Origin of the sequence: Trichococcus sp., from assembly GCF_049589555.1 — a bacterium.
Lineage (GTDB): Bacteria > Bacillota > Bacilli > Lactobacillales > Aerococcaceae > Trichococcus.
Genome location: NZ_JBAWAZ010000293.1, coordinates 1 through 1,953 on the forward strand (window position 1 = coordinate 1; position 1,953 = coordinate 1,953).

Genomic DNA, 1,953 nt, shown 5'->3' on the forward strand with positions numbered 1-1,953 from the left:
GTTGTGTTGATTCCTTCAGCAAAATCTGCTTCGCTCGGCGATTCGGTGATGTTGCCTTGATCCAGGTAGAATTGGCCCATATCATACATGGTAGCGGCCATTGCGCCGACTGCCTCGGACGTTCCCAGGTTGGCTGCATCCAATTGTTCCTCTGCGGAAATCCAGTTTTGGCCTTCCATTTGGAGCTTAGCGGACTCTTCAGTGATGTTCAATTGCTTAGAGATGATGGAGATGGCTTGATCCGGATCTTCTCGGTAAAGCGTTACGGCTTTATCGACAGCAGCGATGTATTTCTCAACGATTTCCGGATAAGCTTCGCCGAATTCGCTGTGGACGATTTCGACGTTGGCTGTCATATAGCCCATTTCAGCTACGTCTCCACTGTGCAGGACGATGGTGCCGTCAGTCAGCAATTCGCTGAGGGTAGGCTCCCAGATGTAGGCGGCATCGATGTCGCCACGTTGCCATGCCGCAAAGATGTCGGAAGGTTGCAGATCGATCAGGGTGAAATCAGTCTCTTCGAAGCCGCTGGCCGTGATGGCGCGCAGCAGGCTGTAGTGGGCCGTACTGGCGAAAGGAACGCCGATGTTCTTGCCTTTCAGGTCTTCCAAGGAGGTAGCGTTCAGTTCGTTCTTCGCAACCAATGATTCCACCGAGCCCAACGTTTCATGGATCCAGATCATTTCGATCGGGATGCCAGACGCGATGCCCAATACGGCCGAGCCCGAACCGGTCAAACCGAAGTCGACGGCGCCGGAAACCATGGCCTGGTTGATCGCTTTTCCACTTTCGAATTGGACGATTTCGATCGGCACACCCATTTCATCCTCAAAATAGCCTTCCGCTTTCGCGATGCCTTCGTCGTTCGGCATTTCCAAAGTCGCGATGATGACTTTCTCAGGCAGGTCGCCGTCCGCCGAAGCGGTGGAAGAGTCAGTCGCGCTGTCCGCGCTGCCGCAAGCCGCGAACAAAAGAGCTGAGCAAGATAAGAACAGTAGTTTAGAGAACATGTGGTTTTTTTTCATAAAAAGCCTCCGATTATTTTCCTGCCCAAGGGACAAATTTATTTTGTACGATGACGATGATTTTATCCAAAAGAATGCCGGTGATGCCCATGATGATGATGCCGACGAAGACGATGTCGCTGCGCAAGTAGTTGCTGGCATCAAGGACGAGCCAACCAATCCCGGTCATAGCCGCAACCATTTCCGCCGAAACGAGGGTCGTGTAGGCAACGCTGAGTGCGGTGCGCAGGCTCGTCAGGATATCCGGCAAGCAGGACGGCAGGATGACATGGAAGAACACTTGGGTCTGGCTGGCGCCGACTGTTTTCGCGCTGTTGATGAAGTCTGTGTTGACTTTCGCAACGGCGGAGACGCAGCTGACGTAGATCGGCGCGAAGGCTGCCAGGAACAGCAAGGCGACTTTCGAAGCATCCGCAATCCCGAGCCCCATTACCAACAAAGTGTAGTAAGCCAATGGCGGAAGTGGGCGGTAGAAGTTGATGATCGGATCCAAGGCCGCTTTGATTTTCGTGTTGTAGCCGCTGAGCAAACCCAACGGAATCGCGACGATGATCGCCAATCCGAAGGCACTGAGCAGGCGCCATAAGCTGGTGCCGATGTGCTGCAGCAAGGAGTAGCCCTTATAGCCGTTGAAGAGAATCTCCACGAAGGCCGTCCAAACCGCCAACGGGCTCGGCAGCAGCATCGGGCTGACCAGCCCCAGCGCGGTAACGACATACCAGAGCACCATGATCGCTGCGACGGTGCCGACGGTGATCATTTTTTCCGGCTGGATCCTCTTTCGTATTTTCTTTGCCGCGGTCGCGGACGTGCTTTGCTCGGGAATCAGTGCATCGCTTGTGAGCGTATCTGCTTTCTTCATAAAATTGTCCTCCTTGGTCTCTTTTCGCCTAAACTGTTTCATGCGCGGCGTACCTGATATTCGCGG

General features: G+C 53.9%; 2 protein-coding genes. Both read right to left on the reverse strand.

Translation table 11 applies throughout. The annotated features are described in order from the left end of the window. Positions 1–1,025, reverse strand: a 1,025-nt coding sequence (locus WBV27_RS10455) for an ABC transporter substrate-binding protein (RefSeq protein ID WP_424201846.1), incomplete at its 3' end; no start/stop codon positions are given. A gap of 13 nt (positions 1,026–1,038) precedes the next feature. Then, positions 1,039–1,887: an ABC transporter permease gene (locus tag WBV27_RS10460; RefSeq protein WP_424201849.1), complete on the reverse strand. Its 849-nt coding sequence runs from the start codon at positions 1,885–1,887 to the stop codon at positions 1,039–1,041. Positions 1,888–1,953: the final 66 nt, after the last annotated feature.

Excerpts from the sequence above, each read along its gene's own strand:
- WBV27_RS10460 (WP_424201849.1), bottom strand. The coding sequence starts at position 1,887 with ATGAAGAAAGCAGATACGCTCACAAGCGATGCACTGATTCCCGAGCAA.